Source organism: Albidovulum salinarum (assembly GCF_025673475.1).
In the GTDB taxonomy this organism is placed as follows: domain Bacteria; phylum Pseudomonadota; class Alphaproteobacteria; order Rhodobacterales; family Rhodobacteraceae; genus Albidovulum; species Albidovulum salinarum.
On the sequence record NZ_JAOVQO010000008.1, the window covers coordinates 44,137 to 58,751 of the forward strand.

The 14,615-nt window shown below is 68.3% G+C and carries 15 protein-coding genes; 9 read left to right on the plus strand and 6 right to left on the minus strand.

Features of this window, described 5'->3' with window-relative positions; translation table 11 throughout:
* The first annotated feature begins 47 nt into the window (after window positions 1-47).
* Both OEZ60_RS09710 and OEZ60_RS09715 read left to right on the plus strand, forming a co-directional pair.
* Window positions 48-182: an aa3-type cytochrome c oxidase subunit IV gene (locus OEZ60_RS09710; protein WP_263335466.1), complete on the plus strand. Its 135-nt coding sequence runs from the start codon at window positions 48-50 to the stop codon at window positions 180-182.
* A gap of 24 nt (window positions 183-206) precedes the next feature.
* Window positions 207-833 (plus strand): hypothetical protein, encoded by a 627-nt coding sequence (locus tag OEZ60_RS09715; RefSeq protein ID WP_263335467.1) that lies wholly within the window; start codon window positions 207-209, stop codon window positions 831-833.
* A 12-nt stretch (window positions 834-845) separates the two neighbouring features.
* On the opposite strand, the gene OEZ60_RS09720 is transcribed toward OEZ60_RS09715, so the two are convergent.
* Window positions 846-1,901: a hypothetical protein gene (locus OEZ60_RS09720; protein ID WP_263335468.1), complete on the minus strand. Its 1,056-nt coding sequence runs from the start codon at window positions 1,899-1,901 to the stop codon at window positions 846-848.
* Between the two features lie 33 nt (window positions 1,902-1,934).
* Complete coding sequence (gene greA, locus OEZ60_RS09725) at window positions 1,935-2,405, minus strand: transcription elongation factor GreA (RefSeq protein WP_263335469.1); 471 nt, start codon at window positions 2,403-2,405, stop codon at window positions 1,935-1,937.
* Window positions 2,406-2,758: 353 nt separating this feature from the next.
* Between greA and OEZ60_RS09730 the strand changes: the two genes are divergently transcribed.
* The 4 genes from OEZ60_RS09730 (at window position 2,759) to OEZ60_RS09745 (ending at window position 7,568) form a co-directional block, all read left to right on the plus strand.
* The gene (locus OEZ60_RS09730; RefSeq protein WP_263335470.1) at window positions 2,759-4,408 is read left to right on the plus strand and encodes an electron transfer flavoprotein-ubiquinone oxidoreductase; all 1,650 of its coding nucleotides are present in this window, start codon (window positions 2,759-2,761) and stop codon (window positions 4,406-4,408) included.
* Window positions 4,408-4,833, plus strand: coding sequence for a DUF1493 family protein (locus tag OEZ60_RS09735; RefSeq protein WP_263335471.1), 426 nt, complete (start codon window positions 4,408-4,410; stop codon window positions 4,831-4,833). The genes OEZ60_RS09730 and OEZ60_RS09735 overlap by 1 nt, the downstream gene beginning before the upstream one ends.
* Window positions 4,834-5,020: 187 nt before the next feature.
* Window positions 5,021-6,730: a tetratricopeptide repeat protein gene (locus OEZ60_RS09740; RefSeq protein WP_263335472.1), complete on the plus strand. Its 1,710-nt coding sequence runs from the start codon at window positions 5,021-5,023 to the stop codon at window positions 6,728-6,730.
* Window positions 6,720-7,568 carry a 4-(cytidine 5'-diphospho)-2-C-methyl-D-erythritol kinase gene (locus OEZ60_RS09745; RefSeq protein ID WP_263335473.1) on the plus strand — a complete coding sequence of 283 codons (849 nt, stop codon included), beginning with the start codon at window positions 6,720-6,722 and terminating at the stop codon, window positions 7,566-7,568. Before OEZ60_RS09740 ends, OEZ60_RS09745 begins: the two co-directional genes overlap by 11 nt.
* A 4-nt stretch (window positions 7,569-7,572) precedes the next feature.
* Here the strand turns inward: OEZ60_RS09745 and OEZ60_RS09750 are convergent, their stop codons facing one another.
* Genes OEZ60_RS09750 through ilvD form a run of 4 tightly spaced genes read right to left on the minus strand, consistent with a single transcriptional unit; the run spans window position 7,573 to window position 11,202 of the window.
* Window positions 7,573-7,947 (minus strand): hypothetical protein, encoded by a 375-nt coding sequence (locus tag OEZ60_RS09750; RefSeq protein ID WP_263335474.1) that lies wholly within the window; start codon window positions 7,945-7,947, stop codon window positions 7,573-7,575.
* Window positions 7,948-7,957: 10 nt separating this feature from the next.
* Window positions 7,958-8,776 carry a DUF6478 family protein gene (locus OEZ60_RS09755; RefSeq protein WP_317852829.1) on the minus strand — a complete coding sequence of 273 codons (819 nt, stop codon included), beginning with the start codon at window positions 8,774-8,776 and terminating at the stop codon, window positions 7,958-7,960.
* Between the two features lie 52 nt (window positions 8,777-8,828).
* Window positions 8,829-9,488, minus strand: a complete 660-nt coding sequence (locus OEZ60_RS09760) for a hypothetical protein (RefSeq protein ID WP_263335475.1) — start codon at window positions 9,486-9,488, stop codon at window positions 8,829-8,831.
* Window positions 9,469-11,202 (minus strand): dihydroxy-acid dehydratase, encoded by a 1,734-nt coding sequence (ilvD, locus tag OEZ60_RS09765; RefSeq protein WP_263335476.1) that lies wholly within the window; start codon window positions 11,200-11,202, stop codon window positions 9,469-9,471. The genes OEZ60_RS09760 and ilvD overlap by 20 nt, the downstream gene beginning before the upstream one ends.
* 133 nt (window positions 11,203-11,335) lie before the next feature.
* Here ilvD and OEZ60_RS09770 point away from each other — a divergent pair, with 133 nt between their 5' ends.
* The 3 genes from OEZ60_RS09770 (at window position 11,336) to OEZ60_RS09780 (ending at window position 14,582) form a co-directional block, all read left to right on the plus strand.
* On the plus strand, window positions 11,336-12,229 hold the full coding sequence (locus OEZ60_RS09770; protein ID WP_263335477.1) for a CPBP family intramembrane glutamic endopeptidase: 894 nt from the start codon (window positions 11,336-11,338) through the stop codon (window positions 12,227-12,229).
* Window positions 12,230-12,303: 74 nt separating this feature from the next.
* A complete protein-coding gene (gene accD / locus OEZ60_RS09775) occupies window positions 12,304-13,221 on the plus strand; it encodes an acetyl-CoA carboxylase, carboxyltransferase subunit beta (RefSeq protein ID WP_263335759.1) in 918 nt (305 codons plus the stop codon).
* 86 nt (window positions 13,222-13,307) lie between these two features.
* Window positions 13,308-14,582 carry a bifunctional folylpolyglutamate synthase/dihydrofolate synthase gene (locus OEZ60_RS09780; protein ID WP_411709796.1) on the plus strand — a complete coding sequence of 425 codons (1,275 nt, stop codon included), beginning with the start codon at window positions 13,308-13,310 and terminating at the stop codon, window positions 14,580-14,582.
* Window positions 14,583-14,615 lie beyond the last annotated feature (33 nt).

Sequence of the window (14,615 nt, forward strand, 5' to 3'; positions counted from 1 at the left end):
CGCCAAATCGGCTATTCGAGGCGAAACGCGAACGCAGGAGCGACGATATGGCCGAACACAAGCACGGCAGCATGGATATCCGGACCCAGGAAAAGACCTTCGACGGCTTCGTTCGCTTCGTGACCTGGGGCGCGGCGATCTCGATCCTCGTGCTGATCGTCCTCGCGCTCGCCAACGCGTGATTCCGCCGGAAACCTGATCCGACGATGCGCCGGCTCGCCCTCACCCTCATGCTGCCGCTCGCCCTCGCGGCCTGCGGCGCCGAACCCGTCTGGGCGCCGGACGAGGCCGTAACCCGCGCCCGCTTCATCTCGGGCCAGCCGCCCTCGATCACGCTTTATACGGTCGTGCGCAAGAACGGCGGTTCGGGCGAGCATTCGGGCCTCCTGATCGACGCGAGCCAGCGGGTGATGTTCGATCCGGCGGGCACCTGGCACCATCCCTGGGTGCCCGAGCGCAACGATCTGCACTACGGCATCACCGAGAAGATGCGGAAGTTCTATATCGACTACCATGCGCGCGAGACCTACGACGTGATCGAATACCGCATCCCGGTCAGCCCCGAAGTGGCCGAGATGGCGCTCCGCCGGGCAGAGTCCTACGGCGCGGTCAACAAGGCCTTTTGCGGCAGTTCGGTGAGCGACATCCTCACCGGCCTGCCCGGCTTCGAGACCATCCCGCGGACCTTCTTTCCCAACAAGGTCATGAACGCCTTCGCCGAGCTTCCCGGCGCGACGATGAAGGTCCACCACGACGGCGATCCGGACAACAATTCCGGCGTCCTCCTGGTGCAGGCGAAATCGACGGTGGAAATCCAGAACATCAACAACTGAGCCCCGGCTGGCTCAGTCGAAGATCCCGGTCACCCGGCCGAGCAGCATGAAGGCGCGCGCGGTCCGGGTCTCGGCCAATGCCGTGATCTCGGCGTCGCTCGCGTTCTTCTCGAACTCGGTGACGGTCCGGTCGAACTGGCGCAGGAAGTGATGCGCCGCGTCGCGGAAGATCGTGTCCTGCCGCATCCGCCCCGCGGTGAGGGCGAGGCTCGAGCGGTCGCGCACACCGCCGAGACCGGCGATCACGCGGCCGCGCTCGCCTTGCGCGAAGCGGCGCCAGATCTCCGGCCGCGGCTGGTCGGGCGCGAGGTCGTCCATGTAGATCCCGTCCTGGCTGAGGAGCGTCAGGACGTCCTGTGCGGCACGGATCAGCTTGGCAAGACCGCGATCCTCGAGCGCCCGGCGCAGCGCCCGGAATCCCTCGTTGTCGTTCGGGCCTTCCGGGAAGTTCATCGCCCGGACGAAATCCGCGACCGAGACCGGCGCAGCGAGCGCCTCGGCCGGGGTACCGAGCGCCAGCGCCGGCTGATCGTCGCCCGCGGCGGCGGGCTTCGGGGCGCGCAGCGCCGCCTTGCGATCGACGACCGGCTCGGGCGCGGCACCGTCGCGGCGCGAGGCGAAGGTGGCAACGGCGCTCACCGGCTGGCGCGCCGTCGTCACGATCTCGTCAAGCCGCCGCTCGACCGCGCCTCGCGCGGCCCCGCCGGCCTGGGCCTGGCTCACATAGGCATGCCTCATCGCGTCGATCGCCGCCTGCAGCCGCTGCGTCTCGGAGCGCATCTGGCGCGCGGTCTTGAGCGAGATCGCGGCGATCCAGATCAGCGCGATCGGCAGGAAGATCGCGACCAGCACCATGATCGAGCCAAGCGCACCACCAGAGCCCGCCGTTTCGCCGGCGAACAGGTAGAAGCCGCCCACGAGCGCCAACCAGACCAGGCTGACCGCCCCCGCCACGATGTCGCCGGGCGCGATGCCGCGATCCGATTGGAGTCGCGAGTAGATCCCGAAATCGGCGGGGGCATCGGCCGGGGGCTCGGTCCCCGCCGTGGTTTGCTGCTCTTCCGACATCTGGCGTCCCTCCGCGTCCCGCCCGGGCCCCGATCAGACGTAGCGGATGCTCAGGACTTCGTAGCTCTTCTCGCCGCCAGGCGTGCGCACCTCGACGCTGTCACCAGCGTCCTTGCCGATCAGCGCGCGGGCAAGCGGCGAGCGGATATTGAGAAGGCCGCGCTCGATATCGGCCTCGGCCTCGCCGACGATCTGGTAGGTCCGCTCCTCGTCGCTGTCCTCGTCGACGAGCGTCACCGTGGCGCCGAACTTGATCGCGCCCGAGAGCTTCGCCGGGTCGATGACCTCGGCGCGGCTGAGAATCGCCTCGAGTTCCTTGATCCGGCCCTCGACGAAGCTCTGGCGTTCGCGGGCGGCATGGTATTCGGCGTTTTCCGACAGGTCGCCATGCTCTCGCGCCTCGGCGATCGCCTTGATCACGGCGGGGCGCTCCACCGTCTTCAGGGCCTTCAACTCCTGGTCGAGCGCGGCATGCCCCGCGCGGGTCATCGGTATCTTTTCCATCTTCGCCCGTAATAGAACAATGCCCAACAATGCCAGCGCGCTGCGCAACACTAAGCTGTAAACCCGGTTCGCCGCCGGAAAGTCAATAGCCGGGCGCCGACGCGCCGGTCAGGCAGCGAGAAAACGCGTCGGGCGCGCGGGCAGGATCTGGCCCGAACCCGACGGGGGCGGCGCGAATCCTGCCGCTTTTGGCGCGTTTCCCGGAGCGCAGGCGCACTATTGTCGGCGCCGAACGGCAGGGCGGACGGCGCGCGGATTCTGCGCGGCGTCATTGTTGCGTCATGCCACTCGGTAAGCTAACGATCTTGCGCGACGGATGAGGCACTCAGGCAGGCGCAGGGAAAGGAACAGGAATGGCCCAGATCGAACGGGAATCGATGGAATATGACGTGGTGATCGTGGGTGCCGGCCCGGCAGGGCTTTCGGCCGCGATCCGCCTCAAGCAGCTTGACGCCGACCTCAATGTCGTCGTGCTGGAAAAAGGCTCCGAGGTCGGCGCGCATATCCTGTCGGGTGCGGTTCTCGATCCCGTGGGCCTCGACGCGCTCATTCCCGACTGGAAGGAGAAGGGCGCCCCGATCAAGACCGAGGTCAAGGCGGACAACTTCTACATGCTCGGCGAGGCCGGCAAGATCCGCATCCCGAACTGGCCGATGCCGCCCCTGATGAACAACCACGGCAAGTACATCGTCTCGATGGCCAATGTCTGCCGCTGGATGGCCGAGCAGGCCGAGGGCCTCGGCGTCGAGATCTTCCCGGGCTTCGCGGCCTCCGAACTCGTCTACGGCGAGAACGGCGAGGTGAAGGGCGTCGTCGCGGGCGTGATGGGCTTGAATGCGGACGGCACGCCGGGCCCGAACTTCGAGCCGGGCATGGAACTGCACGGCAAGTACGTCTTCATCTGCGAAGGCGTGCGCGGCTCGCTCGCCAAGGAGATCATCGCCAGGTACGACCTGTCGAAGGGCCACTGCCCGCAGAAGTTCGGCATCGGCATGAAGGAGATCTGGGAGATCGACCCTGCCAAGCACAAGGAGGGCACGGTCACCCACACGATGGGCTGGCCCCTTGGCAAGAACGCCGGCGGCGGGTCGTTCATCTACCACCTCGAGAACAACCAGGTCTATGTCGGCTTCGTGGTGCACCTGAACTACCAGAACCCGCACCTCTATCCCTACATGGAGTTCCAGCGCTTCAAGCACCACCCGATGGTCGCGGAGCTTCTGAAGGGCGGCAAGCGCGTGGCCTACGGTGCCCGCGCGATCTCCGAGGGCGGCTGGCAGTCGATCCCGAAGGTCGTGGCGCCGGGCGCCGCACTTCTGGGCTGCTCGGCCGGCCTCGTGAACGTGCCGCGGATCAAGGGCAACCACAACGCGATGCTCTCGGGCATTGCCGCGGCCGAAGCCGCCCACGCGGCGATCAAGGCCGGACGTTCGGGTGACGAGCTTGCCGCCTACGAGACCGAGCTGCGCACAGGGCCGGTGGCCAAGGATCTGAAAAAGGTGCGCAACGTGAAGCCGATGTGGTCGAAGTGGGGAATGATCCCGTCGCTCGTCCTCGGCGGCTTCGACATGTGGACCAACAACCTCTTCGGGGTCTCGCTCTTCGGCACGCTGAAGCACGGCAAGAGCGACGCGGCCGCGACCGGCGAGGCGTCGAAGTTCCCGGTGATTGACTATCCGAAGCCCGACGGGGTCCTGTCCTTCGACCGGCTCACCAACGTCTCCTTCTCCTTCACCAACCACGAGGAGAGCCAGCCGGCGCATCTGAAGCTCAAGGATCCGTCGGTTCCGATCTCGGTCAACCTGGCGAAATACGCCGAGCCGGCGCAGCGCTATTGCCCGGCCGGCGTCTACGAGGTGGTCGAGAAGGACGGCAAGCCGGAATTCGTGATCAACTTCCAGAACTGCGTCCATTGCAAGACCTGCGACATCAAGGACCCGAGCCAGAACATCAACTGGACGACGCCGCAGGGCGGCGACGGCCCGAACTACCCGAACATGTGATGGCCGCGCCCGGCCGCCGGGACGTCGCCGCCTTCGTCGAGGAACAGCTCGGCAGGCGGCTCGACCCGGTGGCCGAGGCCGACATCCTTGCCGCGACCGGCTGCGACGGCGACGACGCCTTCGCGTTCCTCGAAGCCTTCGCAACCCGTTTCGGCACCGACCTGTCCGGTTATCGCTGGGAGTTCCATCATGCCGACGAGGGGTCGCTGTTCGCTCCCGGCTGGCCGTTCCGTCCTCCCGACCGCAGAGTGGCGCGAATCCCGATCTCTCTCGACCTCCTGACTGAGGCGGCGCAACGGCAGATCTGGCCGCTTTCCTATCCGCCCCATCGCCCTGACCGCAGGCGGTTCGACCGGTTCAACCTTTCAATCGCCGTCGCGCTCGTCATCGCCGTGATTCTCGTCCTCGCCCGCATCGCTGAGTGATTCGCACGCACCTCACGCCAAGGCCGCAAAGCGCCGACTCTCTTGTAACGAGCACGCGAAACGCCGCCACAGCCGAGGGACTGCCCCAAAACCGACATAATCCATGTCCGATTTACGCAAAGCAACCGTTGCTTTGAGCCGCCCGGGCCACTACGTTCGCGCCACGATCGTTCGGAAGGAGACCCACGTGCCGCAAGTGCGCCCCCTGCCCCTCGTTCTCGCCCTTGCCCTCACATTTGGTACCGTCCAGCCTGCTTTCACGGCAGATGGCGTGGCGGGTCCGTACCTTGCCGGACGGATTGCCAGCCGGGTGTCGGACTATGATGTGGCGGCGGAGTACTTCAACCGGGCTCTTATGTCGGACCCGAACGATGCCGGGCTGCTCGAGAACGCGATGATCGCCCAGATCGGACGCGGCGCGATCGACAAGGCGCTGCCGATGGCGCAGCGGCTCGACGACGCCGGTATGTCGAGCCAGATCGGCGATCTGGTGATTCTCGCCGCCCTGGTTCGCAACGGCCAGTTCGAAGCCGCGCTGGACGAGCTCGACGGCGGCCGCACTGGCGGCCCGCTGGTCGACGGCCTGTTCCGCGCCTGGTCGCTCGTCGGCATGGGGCGCATGGCCGACGCGACAGCGGCTTTCGACGCGGTCGCGAGCAACGAAGGCTCGCGCGCGTTCGGCCTCTATCACAAGGCGCTGGCACTCGCGGCGGTGGGCGACTTCGAAGGCGCCGACTACATCTTCTCGGGCGAGGCGGATGGACCGCTGCGCGCCACCCGCCGCGGCGTCATCGCCCATGCACAGATCCTCAGCCAGCTCGAGCGCAACGGCGACGCGGTGGAGCTGATCGACGCGATCTATGCCGAGACCGGCGATCCCTCGTTCTTCGCGCTGCGCGAGGAGTTGGCGGCGGGCAAACCGGTTTCCTTCACGGTGATCCGCAACCCGACCGACGGCCTTGCGGAAGTCTTCTACACAGTGGCGAGCGCCCTCAACACAGAAGCGGCCGACGTCAACACGCTCGCCTTTGCCCGGCTTGCGGAATACCTCGCGCCGGACCAGTCGGAATCGGTGCTGCTCTGCGCCTCGATCCTCGAAGCCCAGGGCCAGTTCGCGCTGGCGAACGAAGCGTTCAACCGCATCTCGCGCAACGATCCCGCCTATGTCGCGGCCGAGCTCGGCCGGGCCGACGCGCTGATCGCGGGCGACAAGGCCGATGCTGCAATCGAGGTGCTGCAGCAGCTCAGCCGCGATCATGCCGACCGCTCCGACATCTGGGCCGCGCTTGGTGACACGCTACGCCGTCAGGAACGCTTTGGCGAAGCGGCAGACGCCTATGACAAGGCTGTGGCGCTCTTCACCGAAGAGGATCCGGCCCAGTGGGTCATCTACTACACCCGCGGCATCGCTTACGAGCGCGAGAAGGAGTGGCCGAAGGCCGAGGCCGATTTCCGCAAGGCGCTGGCGCTCAATCCCGACCACCCCTCGGTGCTGAACTATCTCGGCTATTCCTATCTAGAGATGAACACCAATCTCGACGAGGCCATGGCGATGATTGAACGCGCGCTGGCCGGGCGGCCCGACAGTGGCGCGATCACCGACAGCCTCGGCTGGGCGCTCTACCGGCTCGACCGCTATGACGAGGCGGTCGGCCACATGGAGAACGCGGTCGAACTGATGCCGCTCGACGCGGTGATCAACGACCACCTCGGCGACGTCTACTGGGCCGTCGGACGCAAGCGCGAGGCGGAGTTCCAGTGGAAGCGCGCGCTCTCGCTCGAACCGGCGACGGAAGAGGAAGCCCAGCGGATCCGCCGCAAGCTCGAGGTCGGACTCGACCTCGTGCTGAAGGAGGAAGGCGCCGAACCGCTCAAGTTCACCAAGAATGGCCAATGAGTCCTTCGCCGCGGCGAAGGTCAATCTGACGCTGCATGTCACCGGCCGGCGGGCCGACGGCTATCACCTGCTCGACAGCCTCGTGGTCTTCGCCGGCACCGGCGACCGGATTCGCGTGTCCGAGAGCGAAAGCCTCGGGCTGACGATCACCGGCCCGGAGGGAGCGGGTCTCGACGCCGGGGCCGACAATCTCGTGCTGCGCGCGGCGCGGGCTTTCGAAGTCGAGCGCGGCGCCGCGATCGAGCTCGACAAGCAGCTTCCGGTCGCCTCGGGCATCGGCGGCGGCTCCGCCGATGCGGCGGCGACGCTGAGCGCGCTCGCAAGGCTCTGGAACCTGCCGCTGCCGGCACCCGACGCGGTGCTCGCGCTCGGCGCCGACGTGCCGGTCTGCCTTGCCGGCAGACCGGCGCGGATGCGCGGCATCGGCGAGCGGCTGGACCCGGTCGGGGGACTGCCCGAGGGGCTGGCGCTGGTGCTCGTCAATCCCCGCGTCGCCGTGCCGACGCCCGCCGTCTTCGCCGCGCTTGAGCGTCGGGACAATCCGCCAATTACCGAGATCCCCAAGGGCTGCGATGCGACCGACTTCGCGCTCTGGCTCGCGGTGCAGCGCAACGATCTCGAAGCGCCCGCGATCGCCATTGCCCCGGTGATCGCGGAGGTTCTTGCCGCGCTTCGCGCCTGCGGCGGTCTTTTGTCGCGGATGTCGGGATCCGGCGCTACCTGCTTCGGCCTATTCGCCGACCTTGCCGCCGCCACGCGTGCCGCGCGCCGGATCAGTATCGAGAAACCCGGCTGGTGGACCAGGGCCGCGCCGGTGCTGTCCGCGCCGGCGGCCTGAGCCCTCAGCCGGCAGTCTCGGCGCAGTGCCGCCGGAACGCTTTCTTCAGGAGATCGAGCTCGGCCCTGAGCAGGTCGAGTTCGGCGCGGATGTCGTCCTCGATCGCGACACCCGCGATGATCGTGAACTGGCCGAGCCGCTCACCGCTCGCGGCATCCTGAACGAGGAAGGTCTGCACCCCGTCCGACAACGCCGCCACCGGGATCGGCACCGACACCATCCAGGTGCCGGCCCGTGCCGCCGCCGCGACGGTGACGCCGTCGAGCTGGCGCTCCCGGTGCCAGATCTCGATCCGCGGCGGGGTCGGACCCGAACCGCCCAGTTCCGCCTCCCAGCGCCCCGCGCTGATCCGTCCACTGCCCAGAACGGCCGTCGTCATCGTCCCACCCTCACATCTCCGCCCGCGCCCGCCGGCTCAGCGTCACATCGCGGAGCACGAACTGGTTCATCTCCGGTTTCTCGAAGATCAGGTCGACCCAGGCCCGCTCCAGCCGCTTCTCGTTCATCTTCGTGTGGGCGAGGTCGAATTCCGCCACCAATGCACCGTCTGCGGGCGCCACTCTGTGCACGACCTGCTCGGTGTTCGGCCCGTGCTTCAGGTTCAGCCGCACGAAAATCTTCCGGGGGGTTTCCACTTCAAGAGCGGCATCCAACCGGACGATGTGGTGCAGTGTCAGCCCGTCGACCGCCGCCGGCGGCAGCTCGATCACCAGCGACAGGAACGATCCCTCGAACCGTAGCACGTCCAGCTTCAACCCGTAGGGCGGAAGGTCCTCTGCACCCGCGTTCCGGATCTGGCGCAGCGTCACCTCGCGTGCGGGGCAATCGTGAAACAGCGTCGCCTCCGATCCGATTGCGCTGCGCGGTTCGGCCGGGGCGATGCCGCCCGGTGTTACTGGAGCGCGCCAGATCTCCGGCCGCCAAGCCCAGTCGCTCATTGGCGGACGGCGGATCGCCCGCGCGCCGCTCTCCGCCTGCGCCAGCCGCCCGTCGGCAACCCGCAGCAGCCGGTCGAGTTCGCTCCGAAGCTGGCGGGCCGGGCCGTGCAGGCGCCGCAGCACCGAGACATCCGCCGTCTCCGCACGCGACGCGATGCGCTGCCAGCGTTGCAGCGTACGCCTGAAGAGCACCTGCTCCAACAACCTGTCGTAGATCCGGGTCATCGCCTGCGTGGCCATCGTAACCTTGTCGCGTGAGCGAAACTGCACTTCTTATCGTTGTGTTTACGACACGGGGCAACCCTGGTTGCCCCGCGCTGGGTCAGGATGCCGGTTCGGTGGCGGTGGCCGCCGGTACCGGATTGACCGCCTTCATCTGCGCGACGAACCCCTCAAGGGCCCGGCGCTTCTCCGCCGCCGTGAGCGGCCGGTCCTGAAGGCCAAGCGCCGACAGCGTCACGATTCGCCCCTTGAGCGCGAGAATTGCGCGCCAGTATTCCGGCTCCACCGCCCGGCCATCCGACGCCGAGGCATCGCTGAGCCGCAGGTAGAGCACGTCGCCTGCCGCCGCCACTTCTTCCACCGTCACCGTCTCGGCCTTGCCCGAGCGGCTCAGGGCGGCGCGGCCGGGGGCGGAGCGGAAGAAGGCGGCAAGCCCCTCGAAGCTTTCCGCCATCGGCGCCGAGAGCGGCGCGCCGGGCAGGACCGAGGCGGTCAGCACCGCCGGCCGCACCGGCTGTGCCGCCGTCCGCGAGCCGGAGATCGCGGCGCAGGAGCCCAGAAGCACGAAGGCGCCCTCCGCCCCGTCACGGCTGACGCTCCTGTCGATGCAATAGCCGGACGGGCCGGTCACCGTCACCTCGCCACCTGCGACGATGATCGCCCGGCTCGCGCCGCCGAAGCCGCTCGCCGCGCAGGCCGCGAGCCCGAGGCCGGCGGCCAGCGCGACGGCGGCCCTGGTCTTACTGGTCCATGTAGACATGACGCTCGGCCCTTGCACCGGGATGCGTCACCGCGCCCTTGCGGGCGCCACCAACGAGCTGCGCGTATTTCCAGAGCGCCCCGGAAGCGTATTGGGTCGGGCGCGGCCCCTTCCATTCGGCCTTGCGGCTCGCCAGCTCGTCGTCGGAGAGCGCAACCGACAATTCGCCGGTGATCGCGTTCAGCGTGATCATGTCGCCGTCCTTGAGAAGCGCGATCGGCCCGCCATGCGCCGCCTCGGGGCCGACGTGGCCAACGCAGAAGCCGCGCGTCGCGCCCGAGAAGCGGCCGTCGGTGATCAGCGCCACCTTCTTGCCCATGCCTTGGCCGGACAGCGCCGCCGTGGTCGCCAGCATCTCGCGCATCCCCGGACCGCCTGCCGGTCCCTCGTTGCGGATGACGATGACCTCGCCCTCCTTGTAGGCGCGCGCCTTCACCGCCTCGAACGCATCCTCCTCGCATTCGAAGACCCGCGCCGGGCCGGTGAAGACCTGCTCTTCCGGCTTCATGCCCGCGACCTTCACGATGGCGCCGTCCGGCGCGAGGTTGCCCTTCAGGCCGACGACGCCTCCGGTCTTGGTGATCGGGCTCGCCGAGGGATAGATCACGCGCCCATCGGCCTCGCGGGTGATGAGGTCAAGCTCCTCACCCATCGAGCGGCCCGACGCCGTGATACAATCCTCGTGGATCATGCCAGCCTTGCGCAGTTCCTTCATCACCACCGGCACGCCGCCCACCTCGTAGAGGTCCTTGGCGACGAACTGGCCGCCGGGCTTGAGGTCGACGAAATAGGGCGTGTCATGGAAGATGTCGCAGACGTCGAAGAGGTCGAAGTCGATCCCCGCCTCGTGCGCGATCGCCGGCAGGTGCAGCCCCGCATTGGTGGAGCCGCCGGTGCAGGCCACGACCCGCGCCGCGTTCTCCAGCGCCTTGCGCGTCACCACGTCGCGGGCACGGATGTTCTTCTCGATCAGGTTCATCACCGCCTCGCCCGAGGCCATGCCGTATTCGTCGCGGCTCTCGTAGGGCGCGGGCGCGCCCGAGGAGTTGAGGAGCGCAAGTCCGATCGCCTCGGACACGCAAGCCATCGTGTTCGCCGTGAACTGGCCGCCGCAGGCGCCCGCCGAGGGGCAGGCCACCCGCTCCAGCACCGCGAGCTCGGCATCCGAGTAGTTGCCGGCCTGATGCTTGCCGACCGCCTCGAACACGTCCTGAACGGTCACGTCCTGGCCATTCAGCCGGCCCGGCAGGATCGAGCCGCCATAGATGAAGACCGACGGCACGTTGAGCCGCACCATCGCCATCATCATCCCCGGCAAGCTCTTGTCGCATCCGGCAAGGCCCACGAGCGCGTCATAGCAGTGGCCGCGCATCGTCAGTTCGACCGAATCCGTGATCGCCTCGCGCGAGGCGAGCGAGGAGCGCATGCCCTCATGCCCCATCGCGATGCCGTCGGTGACGGTGATCGTGGTAAACTCGCGCGGGGTGCCGCCGCCGACCTTCACGCCCTGCTTCACCGCCTGAGCCTGCCGGTTCAGCGCGATGTTGCACGGTGCCGCCTCGTTCCAGCAGGTGGCCACGCCCACCCAGGGCTGGTGGATCTCCTGCTCGGAAATGCCCATCGCGTAGAAGTAGGACCGGTGCGGCGCCCGCGCGGGGCCCTCGGTCACATGGCGGCTGGGCAGTGCGGACTTGTCGAAACGGCGGTTCTTCATGGGCTGGCCTCCCGTCAAATGTCGGCCCTGCAATAGGCGAGCGCGGCGCGGGACACAAGAAGTGCCGCGCGCGAGAAGGCGCCGATTCCGCCGATTGTGGGCGCCCCCGAGAGCGGCTAGCCTCGCGGGAGCCATGATCCGCGCCTACGCTTCCCACGAGGACTATGTCGCGCCCGCCCGCCGCCGCCCGGCGCTCTGGCGGCTCTTGCCCGCATCGGCGCTGATCGTGGCTGCCTACCTCCTGCCAATCCTCGGCCTCAGCACCTGGCTCAGCGTCCAGTACGGACAGCCCGTCGCCGACGCGATGATCCGCCGGATGCTGGCCGGAGAGACGCCGGGCGGGATGCTCCTGCTCCTATGGTCCTTCCTCGGGCTCGCGCTCGGTCCGATGGCGGCGGTCCGGATCTTCCACCGCCGCAGCGCCGGCACGCTGATCGGCCCCTCGCCGCGAAGCGCGCTGCGCGACTTCGCCCGCGTCCTCCTGCCGATCCTCGCGCTCGAGATCCTGCTGCTGCCCCTGGCACTCCTCGGGCTTGAGGTCCGCCCCGGCCTCGGCTTTCTCGCGTTCCTCGGCTACCTGCCACTGGCGCTTCCCGGCATCCTGATCCAGACCGGAGCGGAGGAGCTGGTGTTCCGTGGCTACCTCCAGCAGCAGCTCGCCGCGCGCTTCCGCTCGCCGTTGATCTGGATCGGCATCCCCTCGGTGCTCTTCGCCTGGGGCCACTACCTGCCGGAGGATTTCGGCCCGAACGCCTGGCTGGTCGCACTCTGGGCCGCGGTCTTCGGCCTTCTCGCCGCCGACCTCACCGCACGCACCGGCACGCTCGGCGCGGCGCTCGGCTTCCACGCCGCCAACAACATCTCTGCGCTTCTCATCGTCGGACTCGCCGGCAATCTCGACGGGCTCGCGCTCTGGACGGTGATCTTCGACCCCGCCGACCCCGACGCTGCGCGCCCCGCACTCCTGCTCGATTTCGCCTCGATGGTGATCGCCTGGCTGGTCGCCCGGATCAGCCTGCGGGTCTGATTGCAATTCCCGCGCGCCCGGACTATCTGGAGGGCTTGACCGGCCCCCGCCGACCCGAGCTCAAGGCAGATGCGATGAACTGGATCACCAACTACGTCCGGCCGACGATCAATTCGCTGTTCTCGCGGCGCGAAGTGCCCGACAACCTGTGGACCAAGTGCCCCGAATGCGGGACCATGCTGTTCCACCGCGAGCTGACCGAGAACCTCAACGTCTGCACCAATTGCGACCACCACCTCGCGATCAGCCCGCGCGACCGCTTCGCCACGCTGTTCGACGGCGGCATCTTCAGCGAGGTGAAGGTGCCCGAGCCGATCGCCGACCCGCTGCATTTCCGCGACCAGAAGAAATACCCCGACCGCCTCAAGTCCGCCCAGAAGGCGACCGGCGAGAAGGAGGCGATGCTGGTTGCCGAGGGCGAGATCGGCCGCACGCCGATCGTCGCCGCGGCCCAGGACTTCGCCTTCATGGGCGGCTCGATGTCGATGTATGTCGGCAACGCGATCATCGCCGGCGCCGAACGCGCGGTGAAGCTGAAGCGCCCCTTCGTGCTCTTCTCGGCCGCCGGCGGCGCGCGCATGCAGGAAGGCATCCTCGGCCTCATGCAGATGCCGCGCACCACGATCGCGGTCGAGATGCTGAAGGACGCGGGCCTTCCCTACATCGTCGTCCTGACCCACCCGACCACCGGCGGCGTCACCGCCTCCTACGCGATGCTCGGTGACGTCCAGATCGCCGAGCCGAACGCGCTGATCGGCTTCGCGGGCGCCCGCGTCATCGAACAGACGATCCGCGAGAAGCTGCCCGAGGGCTTCCAGCGCTCCGAGTACCTGCTTGACCACGGCATGCTCGACCGGGTGACCCATCGCAAGAAGCTGAAGGACGAACTCACCGGGATCCTCCGGATGCTCACCCGCCAGCCCCCGGCGGTGAAGGGCGACCTGCCGAAGCCCGAGGCGAAGCCGGCCCCGAGCAGCATCGCCGCGAAGTAACCTTCATCTTGCCGAAAACATCCTCGGGGGGTCCGGGGGGCAGACAGCCCCCCGCGCCGACGCCCGACCCCAGCGCCAGCGAGGCCATGATGTCCCAAGGTTCCGACCTGATTCTCGCGCGCATGTTCGCGCTGCATCCCAAGATCATCGACCTGACGCTCGACCGGGTCTGGCGCCTCCTCGAAGCCCTCGACCATCCCGAACGCAAGCTGCCGCCGGTGATCCACATCGCCGGCACCAACGGCAAGGGCTCGACCCAAGCGATGATCCGCGCCGGGCTCGAGGCGATGGGCGACACCGTCCACGCCTATACCTCGCCGCATCTCGCCCGCTTCCACGAACGCATCCGCCTCGCCGGGGACCTCATTTCCGAAGATCACCTGACCGAGATCCTCGAAGAATGCGAGGCGGCCAACGGCGGCATCCCGATCACCTATTTCGAGATCACGACCTGTGCGGCCCTCCTCGCCTTCGCGCGCACCCGGGCCGACTGGACGCTGCTCGAGGTCGGCCTCGGTGGCCGCCTCGACGCGACCAACGTCGTCGACCAGCCGCGGCTCTCGATCATCACCCCGGTGTCGATCGACCACCAGCAATACCTCGGCGAGACGCTCCCCGAGATCGCCGGCGAGAAGGCCGGCGTGATCAAGCGCGGCGTGCCGTGCGTCGTCGGCCCGCAGGAGCCCGAGGGCCTCGCGGTGATCGAGGCGAAGGCCGCCCGCCTCGGCGCGCCGCTCCTCGCCCACGGCCAGCACTGGAACGTCTGGGAGGAACGCGGCCGGCTGATCTTCCAGGATGAGAACGGCCTTCTCGACCTGCCGCTGCCGAACCTTCCCGGCCCGCACCAGATCGACAACGCCGGCGCGGCGCTCGCAGCCCTGCGCCATCTCGGCGCGACCGAGGCCGCCTGCGAGGCCGCCGTGACGAAAGCCTACTGGCCCGCCCGGATGCAGCGCCTCGGCCACGGCCCGCTCGTCGATGCGGCGGGGGCTTGCGAGCTCTGGCTCGACGGCGGCCACAACCCGGCGGGCGGCATCGCCGTCGCCGCCACCCTCACGCGGCTGCCGGCGAAGCCCACCCACATGATCCTCGGCATGCTCAACACCAAGGACATCGCGGGCTACCTGCGCCCGATCGCCGCCGCCGCGAAGACGCTCACCGCCGTCTCGATCCCCGGCGAGGCCAACACGCTGACAGCGGAACAGACGCAGGAGGCCGCCGCCAAGGCCGGGATCGAGGCCGGCACCGCCGAGACCGTGCTGGCCGCCGTGCAGGCGATTGCGGCGAAAGACCCCGGTGCCCGGATCCTGATCTGCGGCTCGCTCTACCTCGCCGGCGGCGTGCTGAGGGAAAACGGCTGAGGCGGCCGAACGGCCCGGTCAAGCGAGCGGTCA